This window comes from Tissierella pigra (assembly GCF_009695605.1).
GTDB lineage: Bacteria > Bacillota > Clostridia > Tissierellales > Tissierellaceae > Tissierella > Tissierella pigra.
Genome location: NZ_VUNQ01000108.1, coordinates 1 through 1,473 on the forward strand (window position 1 = coordinate 1; position 1,473 = coordinate 1,473).

Consider the following 1,473-nt stretch of genomic DNA (forward strand, 5'->3'; position numbering starts at 1 on the left):
TATATTGAAAGAACTTTATAAAATTAATTCCCATTATTCTAAAAGGATTAAGTTTTTTAAAGTGTTTATCCTTTTTTTGACTTTTATATTATTGCAGATATACATACCTGTATTCCATGGAAATGAAGTTTTAATGGATAAACTTCAAGAGGAAGGAGTAGATTTAACAAATTTTTATGTTCCATACAAAACCCTATATAACTTTCCAGAAGGATTTGACAGACAGCTTTTACATAATGATATATATACTAGATATAAAGTAGAAAGTTATAAAACTAGAGATGTATTTACCACTGTATTTAGAGATGTACCTGCTAGAATGATGGACGGATACTATATAGAAAATGTAAAAGATACTAATTTTAAAATGGCTAGGGGTAAGGAAATATCTAGTCTATCAAAGGGAGAGGTGGCAGTATCAGAGTACTACGCATACAATAACTTTGGTTCCATAAGAAAAGCAATGGGAAAAACCATAGAAGTACCAATAGAGTATGTAATATATGAAGGACTATTAAATGAAGAAAAGGTTATGAATGATGTTTTACAGTATAAAATAGTATCTATATATAAAAACAATGGACTTACTAAGAGGTTTTTAAATATACTGGGAAATGGAGATAAGGCAGAAGACAGCAATAAAGAATTTATGTATAGTGATACTTTAATAGTAAGTGATGATGATTTCCAAGAATTAAATAAGAAGTACATAGACACCTATGATAACAATAAAAATATATATAAAAAATATAGTATATATTTTGATGAATTTGATACTCATAAGGAAATAGATTTAAGGGCTAGATTAAATATATATGTAGATAACTACATGCCTTATTTTATAAAATCAGAGCTTACATATAAGGTTCTTAATAATTCAGATTTATCAAATAGAACCACAAAGTTCTTTGTAACCTTTGAATTTATATCCATATTGGTGCTTATATTTGCTTCCATTATATATTTAATATATCTGCAAAACAAATATCTTTCTTCCTATAGAAAAAGTTTAAATACAATAGGCATAGAGAGAAGGGAAATAAGGTTGTCTACTTTATTTCATGAAATTTTACTTACTGTTTTAGGTATATCTGTATGGTTAATATTTAACTTATTGTTGAAATTAATATTTGGAATTAAACTAGTATTCTTAAACGATATTTTCCAGTTTAACAAGTATATAATAAAATATATGTGGATTCCCATATTATTTTATATTGGCTCAATTACTATAGGTTATAGTATTTATGGAATACTAGGTAGAAGAAACAAGGTAATCAATATAAAAAATCATAAAACCAATATTATAATAGATAAAATATTCTACTTTAAGAGAATATTATCTTTAAATATATCCAAATATATTTTATTATCATTAATTGTCCTAGTAATAGGAAGTTCATTATTTATAATCAATGGAAATATCAATACTATGAAAGATATATACTTAAATTCAAATGTATTTAAATATGA

At 24.7% G+C, this 1,473-nt stretch carries 1 protein-coding gene; it reads left to right on the top strand.

Annotated elements, in window-relative coordinates; all coding sequences use genetic code 11:
• Nucleotides 1–91: 91 nt before the first annotated feature.
• A partial coding sequence (locus tag FYJ83_RS19520; RefSeq protein ID WP_229768675.1) for a hypothetical protein occupies nucleotides 92–1,473 on the top strand: 1,382 nt, incomplete at its 3' end.